Source organism: Pseudoalteromonas sp. S3260, from assembly GCF_005886925.1.
Lineage (GTDB): Bacteria > Pseudomonadota > Gammaproteobacteria > Enterobacterales > Alteromonadaceae > Pseudoalteromonas > Pseudoalteromonas tetraodonis.
Window position 1 is genome coordinate 1 of the sequence record NZ_PNCV01000064.1, and the last position, 306, is coordinate 306.

Annotated in this window: 1 pseudogene; it reads left to right on the forward strand. The window is 47.1% G+C overall.

Annotated elements, in window-relative coordinates:
• Positions 1-236, forward strand: a pseudogene (locus CWC14_RS11530) (group II intron reverse transcriptase/maturase); the annotation flags it as partial.
• Between the last annotated feature and the right edge of the window lie 70 nt (positions 237-306).

Here is a 306-nt window from a genome sequence, read left to right on the forward strand (position 1 = left end):
GTAGGATAAGAATGTGCTACTGGCGGCAATGGCGTAAACCTCGCACCAAAGTACGCAGTTTAATGAAATTGGGTGTTAGCGAGCGACTCGCCATAGCCTGTGGTATCACCAGTAAAGGCCCTTGTAGAAGCTCAAAAACAAAAGGAATTAACATTGCGCTAGGTAATGACTATTTAGCATCACAAGGTTTAGTGTCATTGAAAGATATTTGGATCAATATTCATTACGGGAGATGAACCGCCCATTGCGGACCCGCATGATGGGTGGTGTGGGGGCTGGAGGTTAGAGACCTCCGGCTACCCGATT